This is a genomic window from Undibacterium hunanense, assembly GCF_014284335.1.
GTDB lineage: Bacteria > Pseudomonadota > Gammaproteobacteria > Burkholderiales > Burkholderiaceae_D > Undibacterium > Undibacterium hunanense.
The window spans coordinates 1-17,933 of the sequence record NZ_JACOGF010000008.1 but is presented as its reverse complement, the minus strand read 5'-3'; the positions used below and the strand labels follow the sequence as shown (position 1 = coordinate 17,933).

Here is a 17,933-nt window from a genome sequence, read left to right as displayed (position 1 = left end):
AAATAGCAATCCAAAAAATAACTGCAGCAACAATTCAGGCAGGATTGCCTTCCAGTCTGAATCGACGCTTCAACAACGGCTTTTTCCGCATCTTCTGCGTTTTCGTAAGTTGTGTAGTGATGCTGGCCTTGCTGGGCAATGGTCTGGCGCATGCTGCTCAAACAGACAATCCGGGCACAGGCAAATCACAAGATCCGCAACGGTTTGAAAAAAACCTGACACGCGGCGAGGCAGTGCCTGCCTGGGTTGAGCAAGATCAGGGAAGCCAGATCGCCGATGCCAATACCGCAGCGCCGCTGGTGGTGCGTCTGTCGGATGTGCAGATGTATGTCGACAAGCCGTCCACGACCTATGTCCATCGCATGACGCAGGTGAATGAAGCATCCATGCTGGCCCAGGTGGGGCGGATTGAAATTCCTTTTCACCCGGAATATCAGCGGGTTGGCCTGCACAGCTTGCGGGTATTGCGTGGCGCTAGCGTATTTGATAAAACCACGACGGCCGACATTCGCTATCTGCAAATGGAAAGCGATCTCGACTCTGGCATCTTTACCGGGTCTGTCACTGCCTCCATCGTGATTGATGACATACGAGTTGGTGATATTGTCGATATTGCCTATTCCACGACAGGGCAAAATCCGGTTTTTGACGGTAATTTTTTCCAAACCACGTTGTGGGATAACACCTTTCCCACCTTGCGCAAGCGCATACGGTTAAGCTCGCCCATCAACAGGCCCATCAATTACCGCGTAATAGGACAGGGTAACGGCACCATCCAGACCAGGGAAGAGCAAGTCGCTGGCCGGAAAATTACAACCCTATCTGCCGGACCAATGAAAGCGGTCGAATATGAGCTGTATGTTCCGCGCGATGTATTCCAGTTCCGGGCGATACAATTTTCTGAATTTTCTCAATGGCAGCAGGTCAGTTTATGGGCGCAAAACCTGTTTGATGTGAATACCACCAGTGCCGATGTCGAAAAAGTCGTCGCCAGCCTGCGGGGGGCGGCCACTTCCGACGAAACGGTGCAGCAGGCGCTGGCCTATGTGCAAAATGAAATACGCTATCTGTCGATTTCCATAGGCGAGAACTCGCATAAGCCTTTTCCGCCGGACGTGGTGCTGGCCCGCCGATATGGTGACTGTAAGGACAAGTCGTTGTTGCTGGTGACCATTTTGCGCAAACTGGGTATAGAGGCATCGCCGGTATTGATTTCTGCCAGTAATCCAAAGCTGGCCGGAAAAATGCTACCTACGCCCCTGGCCTTTGATCATGCCATCGTCAGGGCCAGGGTGAATGGCAAGACCTATTATCTGGACCCTACCCGCGCTGCCCAGTACGGCCCCCTGGCCAATATGGGGCAGGTGCATGAAGGGGCGGAAGTACTGGTGATTCAAAAAGATACCCATGACCTGGCCGTTGTCCCGAAAAAGGAAGAAGGCACGCAGACCATCAACGGCAGGGTAGAGAAAATCCGCTTGCAGAAATTTGATGGGCTAGCAGATTTCAAGCTCATTCATCAATACTCTGGTGTTGAGGCGGAACAGGTGCGTTATTATCTGGCACGTCAGACTAGGGAACAGATCAAAAGTGGTTATATTGCTTCTGTTTTAAGGCGTTACCCGAATGCCGAGCTGCGATCCGGTCCCACTGTGACAGACAATCGCCAGGCCAATACCCTGAACATAGAGTTGAATTTCGAGATTCCCGGCATGCTGGAAAAAACCGCTACCGGCTGGCAACTGCGCTATCAGGCTTCGAATATGCGTGAACGTTTTGTCTTGCCAGAAAACCCCAAACGCACCCAGGCGCTGATGGTGGCTGGCCATACGCCATTGATTCGTTATGATCTGGAAATCAGTCTGCCCGAAGAAATCAATGCGAATTACACGCCATCGACTTCAAAAATCAACAATGCGGCGTTCCAGGCCAGCGAGGTGTTGACGTTCAAGGCGAATGTATTCCGCGCTTCAGTAGAACTCCGCATGCTGAAAGACCGGGTAGCGCCGCAAGAAGTGGTCGAATTCATGGCAGATACACGTAAGTTTGGCATGATGCTGGAAGGTGCGGCGAACGTGCGCAAGACTGATTTGCGTGAGGCGCCAGACCGCAAGCCAGTCACCGACTTGCCGTTGAAGCAAAGAATTAGCGAGCAGTTGGAAGAAAGCATACGCAGCAAGACCAGGCTCATTAATGAAGCACGTGCCAATGGCAGCAACGCCGGCATCGCTTTATGTGAGCGTGGCCTGTCCTATGCCCGCATGGGCAGAAAATCCGACGCCAGTGCCGATTTGCAGGCCCTGCAAAAAGAAGCACTGGATACGCAGGTGTCCTTGCGTTGTCGTGCAAAGATTTATTTTGCCATTGGCGATTTCAAGAATAGTGAAAGCGACGCCGGGCGTTTGCTGGCGCAAGGCACGGTAGACGGCGATGTCCACATGCTGCGCGGCATGTCCTTGTTTGCCCTGGCGAAATGGCGTGATGCCGCAGACAGTTTTGCCCTGGCAGCCGATCACAGCAATGCTGGCCGCACGAAACTGCGTGCCAACATCATGCGCCAACTGGCGCTGAAACGACAGAATCCACAGGCTACCCTGACGAGCACTATCGATAGCGGCGATGACTGGCTCAACGACATGCTGGCAGCGACCAACACCGGTGGAAAATCTGAAGACCAGATACTGCACCAGGTGCACAAACGTACAGGGGATGAGCTCGATGCCGCTCTGGCAGAAGCTTATTTCTATATCGGGCAATTGAATATTATCAGTGGCAACAAGATCAAGGCCATGGTGTATATACAGCGTTCTGTTGAAAAAGGGATGTTGACGGCTGAATACAGGCCTCTGGCAGAATTTGAAGCTGAACGCCTTAAGAAAAATAAGTAGTGTAATAAAAAATCAAAAAATCAAAAAATCAAAAAATCAAAAAATCAAAAATATAAAATGAATGAGGGAATGAAGATGTCTGTATGGCGATTATTAATAGTACTGTCCTTGTCCTGCCTGGCTTACATGGTTTCTATGGCCAGCATGGCTCCGGTGGCGCAGGCGGCGGTAATACCCGTAACTAATCCAGCCAGGGTTGAAGATGTGCAGCAGATCGTGCGCATTTTTGGTATTGATCAGGGGATACAGAATGTCATTCGGCGTGATCTGGAAAACAATAACCGAACCAAGCCTGAGACGTATCTGGATCAGGATATTTTCATGCGTCCTTTCACAGTGGACGCGATTAACCTGCACACGTCTACCGTGCTTGCCAAATACCTGTCGTCTGACTATGCGCAAAAACTGTTGAAGGAATTGCCCAAACCGATAGGGAAGATTTCTACGCGTCTGTGGCAAATAGAAATGAATCAAAACCTGGATGCAGCAAAAGCCGAATTCAATAAAATGCCGCCTGCTGACCGCAAAGCCTTGAATGAATTTCGTGCGACGCCCACTTTCCTGAGTATGCTCAATGCCTTGAGAAATAGTAAGGACGAGCGTAACGAAGAATTGGGTAACTGGTCCAAAAATGAAATGCAGGCGCGTGTGCGTCAGGCCCGTAAATCTATTGCTGAATTGATGGAAATAGGTCTCAAACTTGAAAAAGAAGAACTGGGCGATAACGTCAAGCTATCGGACCGCATTACCCTTACAGGTCAGCGCGTTTTTGATCAGGAAGCACGTCTGACTTTTGAATATTTGCGTGCAAACATCAGGCAGAATCTGCAGTTTTCTGAAGAGTTGAAAGCGCTGGATCTTGGCAATGTCTTGCAGCCTGCCAACGTGACGACGCGCCAGGGTCTTGAGAATGGCAATCTGACCCTGTTGTCAGCGGAAAACATGTTTGATAATAATTCAAAACGCTATGACAGCCTGCGCGCGACCTATACAGAAGCGATGGAAAGAATCGTCATGACGCCGCAGCAAAGACAGGAAATTGTTGCGGAAAATAAAAAGAATATGGAAGACATTCTTGAGCGCCGCTTACGCCGCAATGAACATTTGCGCGCCTTTATCGAATTGAAAAAGCAGGTGCTGGCCCTATGCGAAAGTCGCTTTGGCAAAATCAAATTTGAAGGCGGTAGCCTGATCTTCGAGAACGACCAGGATCTCAATCAGTATAACGGGCTGGTGAAGCAAATCAATGCCGAAAGACAAGCCTTGCTCGACGTGGAAAAAGAAGGCCTGGACGACAGAGCGCGCTCGCTGGAAGCGTACAAGAAGAAGTAGGCTCAATAAACCGGCTCGCAGGCCGGTTTATTGATTGGCGCGTATGGCTGACAGGTTTTGTATGCCTGCCAGAGAGCGGCTTGTGTAGTCACATTATTACGCAATCACATTATTCAACGCATACCGTATCAAATCCGCCTGCCCCTCGATATTGAGTTTGCGTTTGATATTCAGTCTGTGGGTTTCCACGGTTCTGACACTCAGCCCCAGTTCATTGGCGATGTGTTTGTTGGATTTGCCGGTGGCGATGCTTTTCAGGATGCCCTGTTCGCGCTGGGTCAGTACCTGGCTGTTGTCGGGTGTGCCGTTTTGTCTTTTCAGGCCGGAACTGAAATACATGCCGCCAGCGATGACGGTGTCGATGGCTTCGATGATTTCGACTGCCGGGGCATCTTTCAGCACATAGGCGCGGGCACCGGCCTGCATGGACTGATTCACATATTCTGCTTTTTCATGCATGGATAGCATGATGACGGCAATGTCCGGGTAGTCGGCTGTGAAGCGGGCTGTCAGGCCGATACCATTGCCGGCACCCAGGTTAATATCCATCAGCACCAGGTTGATACTGGTGGATGCAGCAATGGCCAGCGCTTCTTCGGCGCTGCCAGCTTCGCCGGCGACGTGGATGCTGGCGATGGTTTCCAGCCGGGCGCGCAGGCCATCCCGGACCAATGGGTGGTCATCTACCAGCAACAGATGGACCTGGGCGGGCTGCTCATGTGCGCTGTCTGGTTTGGCCTCTGTCAGCAATGGCTGGACCGTTTGTTGGTCGGTCATGTGTCTTCTCCGTTTGGAATGCGGGCAACGACGGTGGTGCCGTCAATATTGGATTGTAATTCCAGGCTGCCGTTGATGGCAGCCAGGCGTTCGCGCATATTGCTCAGGCCTATGCCGCGATGGGGGTGATTGGCTACTCCCTTGATGTCAAAGCCGCTGCCATCATCGGTAATGATGAGGCAAATGCTGCTACCTTCGCAATTGAGCTGCATGTGCACATGGCTGACTTTTTCGGCATGTTTGTGGATATTTGTCAGCGCTTCCTGCGCCACCCGGAACAGCACGGTGTTGCTGATTTCACTCAGGGCATGGAAATCGCCTTCGGCATGAAAGCTGACCGGCAGGGAGGTGGCGCTTTCAAATTCCTCCGCCAGATGGCCAAAAGCGGCCACCACGCCCAAATCGTCGAGCAGGGCAGGGCGCAGGTTATGGGAAATGCGTCGCACCTCGCTGAGGGCCTTGTTGAGCTGATCAGTGGCGCGGGCGAATGATATCTTGGCGGCGTCCGGGTTGCCATTGTTCTGGCCCAGCTTGACCAGACCGGATTCTATCTGCAGCTTGATAGATACCAGCAACTGGCTGAGGCCGTCATGCAGGTCACGCGATAGGCGGGCGCGTTCATCTTCCTGCGAGCTGACCACGCTTTGCGCCAGCACCTTGAGCTTGGCCTCGGCCAGCCGCGATTCACTGATATTCAGTGCCAGGCCGGACAAGGCAATCAGCAGGGCGCTGATAAGGGCAATACCAGCAATCCACGACATGGTGCTTTGTATGTTTTTCGCCACTTGTATGTCAATTTTATTGAGGGCGTTGTCTACGTCATCAAGATAAATGCCGGTACCCAGCATCCACCCCCATTGATCCAGCATGACCACATAGCCGAGCTTGGGCATGACCTTGCGCATGGACGGTTTTTCCCACATATAGCGAATGGCACCGCCACCGGATTTCGCCTTATTGATCAGATCCTGGATGGTGAAATTGCCTTGCGGGTCGGTCATGCCCCATAAATTCTTGCCGACCAGGTCGGGCTGGCGCGGGTGCATGAGATTATTCCCCTGCATGTCGTAAATATAAAAATAGCCATCGTCACCAAAATCCAGCGCGGCCAGGATCTTTTTGGCTTCTTCGCGGGTGGTGGGGCTTTGTTGCTTGCTCTTGTAGAGATGTGAAATGGCGGCGTTGCCGAGTGTTACATAGTGTTTGAGTTCGGCTTCCTTGCTGGCCAGGTAAGCCTGTTCAACGGTGTTTCTTTGCTGCTTGGCGAGAAAGGTAGCCTGATAAAACACGGCTAGCGCAATCCCGGCAAAGGACAACAGGAAAGGCGCAACCGCCAGCAGGATGATTTTGTACCTGAGTTTCATGAAACAATTCGCGTTCTGCTCACAGCGGCGATCAAAAAGAGTTCTACTGTAGCCTTGAACCGGATTTAAGGCAAAATGGATGTATGTGGGCGGCAGATGAAAAAAAACCCCGCCAAAGCGGGGTTTTTCATAAAACCAGAATCGTATTAAGGATTTTGGATGTTGGAAGCTTGCTTGCCTTTAGGGCCTTGCGTGACTTCGAACGTTACTTTTTGACCTTCTTTCAGGGTCTTAAAGCCGTTCATCTGGATTGCGGAAAAGTGGGCGAACAAATCCTCACCGCCGTCATCCGGAGTGATAAAGCCGAAACCTTTGGAATCATTGAACCACTTGACGGTACCTGTTGCCATAATGCATCTTTCAAATAGAAACTAATCACACGAGCCGTAAAAGCAAGAAACCTAGCACTATGCTACCTCCCCCTTGACCTGCTCACTTCATATTGACAATTTAATACTTATCTTGTCAATAATTATCATTCTTGGCGGAAAAAAAGCTAAAGTCAAGAAACTTTTGGTTACAAATGCCTTGGGGATGCAGTATTGTTGTATTTTTACTTAATGACAAGAAATTCCCGTAAATTAAACGGAAATAAATAGATTTTTAAAAGAAACTTGATCTGTGGGAATTAATCACCATCTGCGAGAAAAGCGGAAAGCGCGTAACATTTGATCAGGGCGAGAACTAAGCTGTTTTTATTCGCTTATTATTTGTCTCTGGAATGAATCAACGTACTAGAATATACGTATGGGAAACAAGCAAGGAAACGGTACGATACTGGAACGTCAGGCTCAGAAGCTAAAGCCGCCTTCCATGTACCAGGTGATTCTACTCAACGATGACTACACTCCTATGGAATTTGTGGTGGCCATCGTACAGGAATATTTTAACAAGGATCGTGAGACTGCCATGCAGATCATGCTCAAGGTGCACAGGGATGGCAAAGGGATATGTGGCGTTTATTCCAAGGATATTGCGCTGACCAAAGTGGAACTCGTTTTAACGCACGCTCGTAAGGCAGGACACCCCCTGCAATGTGTGATGGAGGAAGTATGATTGCGCAAGAACTGGAAGTTAGTCTGCATATGGCCTTTGTCGAGGCCCGGCAGGCTCGTTATGAATTCATCACGGTTGAGCATTTATTGCTGGCCTTGCTGGACAACCCTTCCGCGGCGGAAGTCTTGAGGGCTTGCGCTGTCAATATTGACGATTTGCGCAAAACCCTGGGTAATTTTATTACCGACAATACACCTACCGTACCAGGTACCAGTGAAGTCGATACCCAGCCGACGCTGGGTTTCCAGCGCGTGATTCAGCGGGCCATCATGCATGTGCAGTCGGCATCGAATGGCAAGAAAGAAGTCACCGGTGCCAATGTGCTGGTTGCCATCTTTGGCGAAAAAGATTCCCATGCTGTGTATTATTTGCATCAGCAGGGCGTGACACGTCTGGACGTGGTGAACTTCATTTCGCATGGTGTGCGCAAGGATCGTCACAATGAACCGGCCAAGGCACCAGAGGGCAACGAAGAAAACGCTGCCGAAGCCCAGGTCAAGGAAAACCCGCTCGACCAGTTCACGCAAAACCTGAACAAGGCTGCTGCCGAAGGCAAGATTGATCCTTTGATCGGCCGTGACAGTGAAGTGGAACGTGTGATCCAGATCCTGTGCCGTCGTCGCAAAAACAACCCGCTGCTGGTGGGCGAAGCCGGTGTTGGCAAAACTGCCATCGCCGAGGGCCTGGCATGGCGCATCACCCAAAGTGATGTACCTGATATTTTGAGCAATGCCGTCGTCTATTCGCTGGATATGGGCGCTTTGCTGGCCGGTACCAAATACCGTGGCGATTTCGAGCTGCGCCTTAAAGGTGTACTGAAACAGCTGAAAGACACGCCCAACGGCATTCTGTTTATTGATGAAATCCATACCATCATCGGTGCCGGTTCGGCATCGGGTGGTACGCTGGATGCATCCAATCTGTTGAAACCGGCGCTGTCCAGCGGCCAGTTGAAATGCATTGGTGCGACAACTTATACAGAATACCGTGGTGTGTTTGAAAAAGACCATGCCCTGGCACGTCGTTTCCAGAAAATTGATGTCAATGAACCAACCGTGGAACAAACCGTGCAGATTCTGCGTGGCTTGAAATCCAAGTTTGAAGAACACCACAACGTCAAGTATTCTGCATCGGCGCTGGCGACTGCGGCTGAACTGTCTGCCCGTTTCATCAATGACCGTCATTTGCCTGACAAGGCTATCGACGTGATCGATGAAGCTGGTGCAGCACAACGTATTTTGCCCAAGTCCAAGCAAAAGAAAACCATAGGCAAGGCCGATATCGAAGACATCATCTCGAAAATCGCCCGTATTCCGCCACAGACCGTCAATCAGGACGACCGCAGCAAGCTGCGCACCATAGAACGCGACCTGAAAAACGTGGTCTTTGGTCAGGAGCCTGCAATTGAAGCGCTGTCATCTGCCATCAAGATGGCACGTGCTGGCCTGGGCAAGACAGACAAGCCTATCGGTTCTTTCCTGTTCTCCGGTCCTACCGGTGTCGGCAAGACTGAGGTGGCCAAGCAACTGGCGTTCACCCTGGGTATAGAACTGATACGCTTCGACATGTCGGAATACATGGAGCGCCATGCCGTCAGCCGCCTGATCGGTGCGCCACCGGGTTATGTTGGTTTTGATCAGGGTGGTTTGCTGACCGAAGCCATCACCAAAAAACCACATGCCGTGCTGTTGCTGGATGAAATTGAAAAAGCCCATCCGGATGTGTTTAACATCCTGTTGCAGGTCATGGACCATGGCACGTTGACGGATAACAACGGTCGCAAGGCTGATTTCCGCAATGTGATCATCATCATGACCACCAATGCTGGTGCTGAAAGTCTGCAGAAACGCTCTATCGGTTTCAATGACAGCAAAGAAGCCGGTGATGAAATGGCTGATATCAAGCGCATGTTCACGCCTGAGTTCCGCAACCGTCTGGATGCCATTATCAGCTTCCGTTCGCTGGATGAAGAAATCATCCTGCGTGTGGTCGACAAGTTCCTCATGCAGCTCGAAGAGCAATTGCATGAGAAAAAAGTTGAAGCCACATTTACCGAGAATTTGCGTAAATTCCTGGGCAAAAAAGGCTTTGATCCGCTCATGGGTGCCCGTCCTATGGCACGTTTGATACAGGATATGATACGCAAAGCCTTGGCGGATGAGCTTTTGTTCGGTAAGCTGGTGACTGGTGGTCGTGTGATTGTCGATCTGGATGACAAAGACCAGGTCAAACTGGAATTTTCTGAAGGCGATGCAACTCCACCAGAAACATCACAAGAGGTGGTTGAAGTCGAATAAACTGCCTGTGTGCCCCGTACTTGCTCAGCTGTACGGGGCCTTTTCAGGAAGCTGTTTACGATCTGTAGCGAGCGTCAGCGGGAGTCAGGGTAATATAAAGCGCAGCGCAAAAAGCGGAATGTACTCTGGTACATGAGCATTTTGAGCAGCGCATGAGCCCCGATCACGCTCGCGCAGTAAGATCGTAAGCAGGTTCTAACAACAATGAGCAACGGTTGCATATCAAAGGAGACAAGTATGGCTGGTTTCACACTCCCGACCTACGTACTGGAATATACAACCAAGACTATCGATGCCGTCTTGTCACAGGCCGCACTTGAGGGTAATGAAGTTGAGATCGATGTGTATGAACGCAGCGACGTCAACAAAAAACATACGGCATCCGGCAAGCGTTTGAAAGATGACAACGACATGTTTCGTGTGTCGGTGACAACGCCAGGTGGCCAGCATAGTGATGACTGGAACTACACCATTCTGCGGGAATCCGCAGGACGCAGTCGCAAGATGAAAAAATAAGTGAAGAAATAAGTGAAAAAGTAAGTGAAGAAATAAGCAAAGCAAAAAGCCCGGATACTGTCCGGGCTTTTTGCTTTGGGGTTCAAACTGCTTGTGTCTCTTTGAACCTGCCTGAGTTTGCTTGCTTTTGCTTGCCTAACCTGCGCTAGTGATGATTGTCGGTGAGCTGGTAATGGTCTTGTGTACCGGGCATTTGCCTGCGATGGCAATCAGGCGGGTGCGCTGTTCTTCTGTCAATTCTGCGCCATGCAGGATGACTTCTTTTGTGAATATATCCTGCACGCCTTCCTTGTGGTGGGTCAGATTGACTTCCACCCTGTCCAGTGGCCATGCATGTTGACGGGCATACCAGCGCACGGTCATGGCGGTGCATTCACCCAGTGCCGCCGTCAGCAGATCATATGGGGCAGGGCCCAGGTTGCCACCTTCCACGTCCAGCGGTTCGTCACCTTTGATGTGATGGCCTGATACGGCGATATCGACAGCAAAATTGCTTTCGCCCGTTTCGATGACGTGGGCAGAGATGGTTTTGTCGCTCATGGTCTTGTTCCTGTGTTGATTGATGGCGCTTATTCAGGGAGAGGGATGAATTCATCATCACCCGGCACTTTGCCAAGGAGGCCGGCTTTCCAGTCGTTCTTGGCCTGCTCGATGCGTGCTTCAGAGGTGGAGACAAAATTCCAGAAGATATACCGCTGCTCAGGCAGCGTAGCGCCGCCCAGCAAAACCAGATGGGCATCGCTGGTGGCAGTGATCGTTACTTCGGCACCTTCTTCAAATACTGGCATGCTCAGTTCTTGTATGGTTTCATCACCGATACGCAATTCTCCGGAAACCAGGTAGAGGGCGCGTTCGGCATATTCGGCAGGCACCTGCAACTGGCTACCGGCTGGCATTTTTGCTTCGACATAAAACAGTGGACTGAATATTTTGACCGGTGCTGTATGACCATAGGCAGAACCGGCGATCAGTTTCAGTGCCACCTGCCCAATGTTAAATGCGGGCAGGCTGTCTGCTGCGTGGTGATGAAATTCTGGCTCTACTTCTTCAAATTCTTTGGGCAGGGCAACCCAGCTTTGCAAACCGTGCAGGGTACGTGTCTGCAGGCGCTGTTCCGGACTGCTGCGCTCGGAATGCACGATGCCACGCCCGGCCGTCATCCAGTTGACGGCACCGGCCAGAATTTCCTGTTCCGACCCCAGGCTGTCACGGTGGTACATATTGCCTTCAAACAGATAGGTGACCGTCGCCAGGCCTATATGCGGATGCGGGCGCACGTCCATGCCATGCCCGGCTTCAAACTGGGCTGGTCCCATATGGTCGAGAAAGATAAATGGGCCCACCATATGCCGTTTGGCAAATGGCAGGATGCGGCCAACTGTAAAGCCTCCAAGATCCTTGACGCGCGGGCTGATGATCAGGCTGATGACACTCATATGCATGGTCCTTTCCGGATGTGTCTGATATGGAAGCCGGAGTGATGTCCCCGGCAAGCACGAACAGACATGAAAACTGGTTTTGCCATGGATTGTAATTCCAAAGCAGGCATCCTGCATTACATTGCACTGCAAAAAAACATTTAAAAACCGTTATATTTGATATAATTTTTATGTGCAGTATTGCACAGGTTTTTAATAACCGGTTTCTAATGGCTTCCATCTATTTCATCAATACGCCATCAATTTTCATTAGTTGGATATGACAGATTTGTGTCATCCACTCCCCACCCGACAACAGGTCACTATGCAGGCACCGGTAAAGCATCATGCACGCTTCTTCCACCGTATAGCGACATTTTTCAGGATGATGCGACGCCTGCCCATGTTGCCGATGCTGCCGAAATTTCATTGGCAATTGCTAAGCTGTCTCATCTTGTGTGGTGGCATGAGTGCCTGTTCCTTCGTCAAGCTGAATGACGAAGCCAAGGTTTTTTATTCGTCCACGGTATTTGTCGGCACCATATCGAGCGATGCGCCATGGGACAAGCCTGTTGTCGTTGCGGCCTACACAAAACGTGATGGCCGATTGGAAATTGCGCACTACACCGTGCTGCATGAGCCAGGTGCTTATGAACTGATCGTACCCAAGGGGCAGTACAGCGTGTTTGCCTTTGGTGACGCGAACGGCAATCTCAGGCTGGATGCCGGTGAACCTGTCGGCCAGTATATGTCGCCGACGATTGAGGCATCTGGAACCGGTGTGGTCGCCGAACTCAATTTCGTCATTTCTGCTGCGCAGACAGCAGCGTCTACAATCTCAGTACCTGTACCTATAGGCACGATGGTTGGCGAGACACCGGCCAGCGGCAAACTGCACAGCACACAGGTGGGGGCGATCGCCGAGCTGGATCAGGCAGTATTTTCGTCAGAATCCGGCAAGAGCGGTTACTGGACGCCGGTAGAGTTTTTCAAAAAAGCCGGTGGCAATATCTATTTTTTGGACAAATACGATCCGGCCAAAACGCCTGTCCTGTTTGTGCACGGTGTTGCCGGTTCACCGCAAGACTGGAAATACTTCTTTGAACATCTGGACCGCAGCAAGTACCAGCCCTGGTTCTTTTATTACCCGTCCGGCGCTTCTCTGGATTCCATGTCTTATCTGCTGTACTGGAAACTGGCCAATCTGCAAAGGCGCTACCATTTCGACAAAATCTACTTCACCGCGCACAGCATGGGGGGCATGGTGGTGCGTTCTTTCCTGAGCAATTATGGCGCACAATTCCCGGCGGCCAAACTCTTCGTTTCCCTTTCAACCCCCTGGGGTGGCGACACCATGGCCGACAATGGCGTGCGCTATTCGCCGGTGGTAGTGCCGTCATGGAATGACATGCAATCAAAAGGGCGTTTCGTACAAACCCTGTTCCAGAAACCGCTGCCACCTGACCTCGACTATTATCTGTTCTTTGGCCATGGCGGCAGTTATAGCTTGCTGCATTCCGCCAATACCGATGGCAGCATTACTCTCGCCAGCGAATTGCGGGCCGATGCTCAGGCAGATGCCAGGATGGTCAAAGGTTTCAACGAAAGCCACATCGGCATCCTGTCTTCACCAGAGGTATTTCGCCAATACACCGCCGTGCTTGCTGCTGCCGACAAAAAGAATGGCGGACGTGGTGATAAAGGTAATAACAATGGCAGCAATGCTAGTAGTGGCAATCTGAACATTGCTTTCACTTACGAAGTTACAGGTAGCATACCCAAGTCTGATCCCCTGTTGTTGCTGACCCCGGTCGACAGTAGCCGTGAAAAAATCACACTGCCCATGAGTACCCGCGACAGTGGCACACAACTGGGGCCTTTCCCGCCGGGTGAATACACGGCGAGCGTAGTTGCCTATGGTTTTAAAACCGTACCGGCGACCATACCGGTGGTCATTACCAACAGTAAAAAAGCTGAGTTGAAATTTTCATTCATGCCGCAAGGCGTGCTGTCAGGGTATATAGGTGCAGACGTCAAATCTGGTGATAACCCCGCGGGCAGCTTTCGTGCACCGCATCCAGACATACAGATAGAGTCGATCACCCTGGTGGGGGAAAAAGAAAGCCGTACGCTGACAGCGAAGGACGATATCAAGGAGCGTGACCGTGGTGCCGATGCCTACCTGGCTGGCCGCGACTATCGCTTTCAGTCTTTCTTTTCTTTCGTCGGCCTCAAAGAAGGGCAGTATGAACTGCTGATCAAGGCTAGCGGCTATCAGCCTTATAAACAAAGCTATCACATCGTCCCCGGGCAATATGCTTACCTCAAGCCTATCGACCTGATACCATTGAAAAACTGAAGCATCCAGATTATTAAACCAGAAAGCCATCATGAAACTACTCGCCTTCGCCGCCAGCAACAGTAAAAAATCCGTCAACAAGCAACTGGTCACCTATGCCGCCCACCTGGTTGCCGGTGCCGATGTCGAAGTGCTGGACTTGAATGATTATGAATTGCCACTCTTCAGCGTCGACAAGGAAGCCGATCTCGGCAAACCTGCGCTGGCCCTGGCTTTTCTGGACAAGATCGCCAGCAGTGACGCCATCCTGATTTCCTTCGCCGAGCATAACGGTTCGTACAGCGCTGCCTATAAAAACCTGTTCGACTGGTGTTCCCGTGCCAATGGCAAGGTCTTCCAGGGCAAGCCCATGGTCATGCTTTCCACATCCCCCGGCGCCCGCGGCGGTGCCAGCGTACTGGCATCTGCTACGACCTCCGCACCGTTCTTTGGTGGACAATTAAAAGCCAGTCTTTCTGTACCGACGTTTTACGAGAATTTTGATGTGGAGAAGCAGGAATTGAAGAATGAAGAGTTGAAGGAGAAATTGGTGGCGGCGTTGGCGGCGCTGGTTTAAGGGGACGCGGCTTATCGATCGGTAATCGTAGTATCGTCGCTCCAGCGCAGGTTGGAGTCTGCCGGGTTTGAGCCCTACGGCGATTGTTGTCTATAGGCCCAATTGAAATTCCCTCCCCTTCAAGGGGAGGGTTAGGGTGGGGATGGGTATCTTTCGATAAGCGGCAATCATAGCTTCGTCGCTCCAGCGCAGGCTGGAGCCCAGCGGCGTTCGTTGTATGCTGTGTCGTTAATTAAAGCGATTGCCCTTCGTGGACGCAAGCCGGGTCTCGGCCCGGCGGCCGAGATACTTTCTTTTGCGTCGCCAAAAGCAAGTATCCAAAGAAAAGGCGACCGCAGACTCGCCCTACGGGTGCTTACGCTACGCTTCAGCATAATTTGTGCGTCACAAAAAATGGGAAAGCTTCGAAACTCGCTTCGCTCAAACACGAAGCTTTCTGATCCATTTTCTGTGAAGCACAAATTACATCGTCCCAAGCGGATTAAGGTCAACAACAACCCCTAACGTCAAAGGCAACAGCAACAGCAACAGCAACAGCAACACCCACACTAACGTTAATTGACGGCCTTTAAATAAATATGAATGAGGTTGTATTGACGTTGGTTTTGACTTTTGGGTTGTTTTTGACGTTGTAGTTGTTTTTGACGTCAATCCGCTTGGGACGATGTAATTTGTGCTTCACAGAAAATGGAAAAAGAAGGTCCGATGTCTGAGCCGCAGGCGAGTTGCGGACCTTCCCATTTTTTTGCGACGCACAAATTATGCTGAAGCGTAGCGTAAGCACCCGTAGGGCGAGTCTGCGGTCGCCTTTTCTTTGGATACTTGCTTTTGACGACGCAAAAGAAAGTATCTCGGTCGCCGGGCCGAGACCCGGCCTGTGTCCACGAAGTGCAATCTTTTAATCAAAGTACGGCACGCAAGCAACGCCGCTGGGCTCCAGCCTTCGCTGGAGCGACGACATCATGATTATCGTTGATTGACCGAGATCGAATTTGTGTCTACGAAAGGCAATCGTTTTAATAACGATTCAAGCATGCAACGAATGCCGCTGGAGCGCCAGCCCGGTAGCCTCCAGCCTGCGCTGGAGCGACGATGTTACGATTGCTGTTTATAGATAGAAGCTCCTCTAGTCCATCTATTGCCCCGCTCGCAAGCGACTTAGATTCTGTCAGGATAAGCCACATTTTTTGAAACTCCGACATAGCAACTGTAACGCATCTACCAATCGCCTCAAACTCCATACTTCTTAAACAAGGCTTTCGCTTCCGTCACTTTGCTCTTGTCGATGTTTCGCAGCGCATATTCTCCCAGGGTTTCATCTTCGTAGGTAGGGACAACGGCTCCCATTTCCAGCAATGCGGCGATGTTGTTGAGGTGGCCTCTGCGGGCAGCGATGGATAGGGGGTAATCTTGCTCGTCATGTTCTATCAGTGCAGAAACGAAGCGCGCCCCCAGTTTGCCCAGCTTGCGTAATAGTGTGCTGGTGCCGTTATAGCCTGCCAGATAGACGGCGATGACGTCCAGGGTTGTGGGCTCGTGGGCAACAGCATCGATGATCATTTCAACAAAGTCGAAGTCGGCATTGTCGCCACTGCTAAAAATGAAGGGTGTTTCAAACAGCAGGATTTCGCGGGAATAAGCTTCATCGAACATATCCGTTTTTGCTACGCTCAACCAATCAATTTTTTTAACACTGTCCAGCCATTGCAGCACTTCCAGCGCCTGGCTGTAGATAGCTTTGCGCACGGCGATGTCATAGTCGGTTTCGGTAAAATGCGCTTTGAGCGTAGGCAGGTCGCCATGCTTTGCTGCTTCGGCGATGATTTCTTCATGCGAGAAGGTGTCATAAAAGCCCTCTGGCGCGATGGGTAGTGCCCCTTGTTGACGGAAGTATTTGGCCCCCGCCATATTTGATTGCTGGTAATACGCTTCCCATAAAGGACTGCCATCTTCAGACATAGGGTTGAGCTTGCCGGCGCATTGCGCTGCGACATAGCAGGCTGCGGCGATTGCGCCTGGTTTGTTGCAACACAACACAGCATGCAAGACAGTGCAACCACCGTCATCTGCGAGATAGGGATCAAGGCCTGATTCAAAAAACGCTTTTAATACATCCAGACTCCCCATGTTGGCAGCCTGGACGAACAAGGGTGTTGTGCCCCAGACGAGATGGTTCATGGGTATGACACCACGTTCTATCAGTATCAGCATAAGCTGGCTGGACGCAACGTCATCAATCAAGGGCACCAGCACTTCATCATCAAATTTTATATTTGCCAGATCGACCTGATCAAGCAAGGTCATGGCTTTTGTAAAATTGTATCTGCTAAGGGCACGATGGAATTCAAGGTTGACGTCGGGGATGATCAGGCTTTCATATTCCTTGTCAAATTCCTTGGTCTTCTTGACGCGCTTGCCTGCGGCGTAACGTTCAGTTTCATTGTATTCGTCGGCGCTCACGCGCAGCTTGAGCATATGCGCGCCTGCGGCAAATATGGCTTTGATGACTTCTTCGTATTCGTCCCGCGTGCCGCAATAAAATTCAATGTTGATGGCATTGCGATATTGTTTGAACAGGTCGATAGAAAATTCAAAATAATCTGCAGGCAGGGCCGGCGACACGCGCGCCAATGACTTATTGAGTGTCCATGCATCTGCTTCCAGATGCGGTTCTATGGCGGCAAAAAAGTGATTTGCCGTAGCTTCTTCTTTGAACAGGATATTGGCGCTCAGATATTTCATGAAAGGTCCAGACAATGATAATTTACAGACTATTAATAAAATGAGTGTTGAGTTTGGCTGTGCCAGTCTTTGTTGAATTGTGATTGGCATGACAATTTTTCATTGCTTTTACTTTAAACGACATCTTGCATAGGTGCAATGCATAGAATGGTCAAGTGCTGATCCGCGCGGATGACAGGGTGTCAAGTATGGTTTCTCTCGAAAAAATCAGATGGCTTGTGAGTGGTGTGGTGGGCAGATTGGGAATGGGTTTCTTTTAATTAACGGCAATCATCATATCGTCGCTCCAGCGCAGGCTGGAGCCTAGTGGCGTTTGTTGAATTGCCGTACTTTGATTAAAAGATTGCCCTTCGTGGATACAAGCCGGGTCTCGGCCCGGCGGCCGAATTCCTTTCTTTGCTTCGCCAAAGAACGGAATCAAAGAAAGGCGACCGCAGACTCGCTCCCTACGGGAGTGCCCATTTATGTAGCGCAAAAAATGGGAAGGTCCGCAACTCGCTTCGCTCAAACATCGGACCTTCTTTTTCCATTTTCTGCACTACACAAATGGCTTCGTCCCAAGCGGATTAGAGTCAACAACAACCCCAAACGTCAAAGGCAACATCAACAGCAACAGCAACAGCAACAG

The 17,933-nt window shown here is 50.8% G+C and carries 13 protein-coding genes; 7 read left to right on the top strand and 6 right to left on the bottom strand.

Annotated features, from left to right (window positions below; all coding sequences use genetic code 11):
- Positions 1-119 precede the first annotated feature (119 nt).
- Both H8L32_RS15730 and H8L32_RS15725 read left to right on the top strand, forming a co-directional pair.
- Entirely contained in the window at positions 120-2,888 is a 2,769-nt protein-coding gene (locus H8L32_RS15730; RefSeq protein WP_186948216.1) for a DUF3857 domain-containing transglutaminase family protein, read from the top strand.
- Positions 2,889-2,963: 75 nt separating this feature from the next.
- A complete protein-coding gene (locus H8L32_RS15725; protein WP_186948215.1) occupies positions 2,964-4,220 on the top strand; it encodes a hypothetical protein in 1,257 nt (418 codons plus the stop codon).
- Positions 4,221-4,316: 96 nt separating this feature from the next.
- Here the strand turns inward: H8L32_RS15725 and H8L32_RS15720 are convergent, their stop codons facing one another.
- The 3 genes from H8L32_RS15720 to H8L32_RS15710 form a co-directional block, all read right to left on the bottom strand.
- Positions 4,317-4,997, bottom strand: a complete 681-nt coding sequence (locus H8L32_RS15720) for a response regulator transcription factor (RefSeq protein WP_186948214.1) — start codon at positions 4,995-4,997, stop codon at positions 4,317-4,319.
- Positions 4,994-6,361, bottom strand: a complete 1,368-nt coding sequence (locus H8L32_RS15715) for a cache domain-containing protein (protein ID WP_186948213.1) — start codon at positions 6,359-6,361, stop codon at positions 4,994-4,996. The genes H8L32_RS15720 and H8L32_RS15715 overlap by 4 nt, the downstream gene beginning before the upstream one ends.
- A gap of 146 nt (positions 6,362-6,507) precedes the next feature.
- Complete coding sequence (locus H8L32_RS15710) at positions 6,508-6,711, bottom strand: cold-shock protein (RefSeq protein ID WP_162021162.1); 204 nt, start codon at positions 6,709-6,711, stop codon at positions 6,508-6,510.
- Positions 6,712-7,108: 397 nt separating this feature from the next.
- Between H8L32_RS15710 and clpS the strand changes: the two genes are divergently transcribed.
- The 3 genes from clpS to H8L32_RS15695 all read left to right on the top strand — a co-directional run bounded on the left by clpS (position 7,109) and on the right by H8L32_RS15695 (position 10,230).
- The gene (clpS, locus tag H8L32_RS15705) at positions 7,109-7,417 is read left to right on the top strand and encodes an ATP-dependent Clp protease adapter ClpS (RefSeq protein ID WP_186948212.1); all 309 of its coding nucleotides are present in this window, start codon (positions 7,109-7,111) and stop codon (positions 7,415-7,417) included.
- Positions 7,414-9,714: an ATP-dependent Clp protease ATP-binding subunit ClpA gene (gene clpA, locus H8L32_RS15700; protein WP_186948211.1), complete on the top strand. Its 2,301-nt coding sequence runs from the start codon at positions 7,414-7,416 to the stop codon at positions 9,712-9,714. Before clpS ends, clpA begins: the two co-directional genes overlap by 4 nt.
- A gap of 237 nt (positions 9,715-9,951) precedes the next feature.
- Entirely contained in the window at positions 9,952-10,230 is a 279-nt protein-coding gene (locus tag H8L32_RS15695; RefSeq protein ID WP_186948210.1) for a hypothetical protein, read from the top strand.
- Between the two features lie 135 nt (positions 10,231-10,365).
- On the opposite strand, the gene H8L32_RS15690 is transcribed toward H8L32_RS15695, so the two are convergent.
- Together H8L32_RS15690 and H8L32_RS15685 are read right to left on the bottom strand one after the other, a co-directional pair.
- Positions 10,366-10,770 (bottom strand): OsmC family protein, encoded by a 405-nt coding sequence (locus tag H8L32_RS15690; RefSeq protein WP_186948208.1) that lies wholly within the window; start codon positions 10,768-10,770, stop codon positions 10,366-10,368.
- A 29-nt stretch (positions 10,771-10,799) separates the two neighbouring features.
- Positions 10,800-11,666 carry a pirin family protein gene (locus tag H8L32_RS15685; protein WP_186948466.1) on the bottom strand — a complete coding sequence of 289 codons (867 nt, stop codon included), beginning with the start codon at positions 11,664-11,666 and terminating at the stop codon, positions 10,800-10,802.
- 307 nt (positions 11,667-11,973) lie between these two features.
- Here H8L32_RS15685 and H8L32_RS15680 point away from each other — a divergent pair, with 307 nt between their 5' ends.
- Together H8L32_RS15680 and H8L32_RS15675 are read left to right on the top strand one after the other, a co-directional pair.
- On the top strand, positions 11,974-14,007 hold the full coding sequence (locus H8L32_RS15680) for a lipase family alpha/beta hydrolase (RefSeq protein WP_186948206.1): 2,034 nt from the start codon (positions 11,974-11,976) through the stop codon (positions 14,005-14,007).
- 31 nt (positions 14,008-14,038) lie between these two features.
- Positions 14,039-14,563 carry an NADPH-dependent FMN reductase gene (locus tag H8L32_RS15675; RefSeq protein WP_186948205.1) on the top strand — a complete coding sequence of 175 codons (525 nt, stop codon included), beginning with the start codon at positions 14,039-14,041 and terminating at the stop codon, positions 14,561-14,563.
- A 1,230-nt stretch (positions 14,564-15,793) separates the two neighbouring features.
- Here the strand turns inward: H8L32_RS15675 and H8L32_RS15670 are convergent.
- Positions 15,794-17,305: an ankyrin repeat domain-containing protein gene (locus H8L32_RS15670; RefSeq protein WP_186948203.1), complete on the bottom strand. Its 1,512-nt coding sequence runs from the start codon at positions 17,303-17,305 to the stop codon at positions 15,794-15,796.
- Between the last annotated feature and the right edge of the window lie 628 nt (positions 17,306-17,933).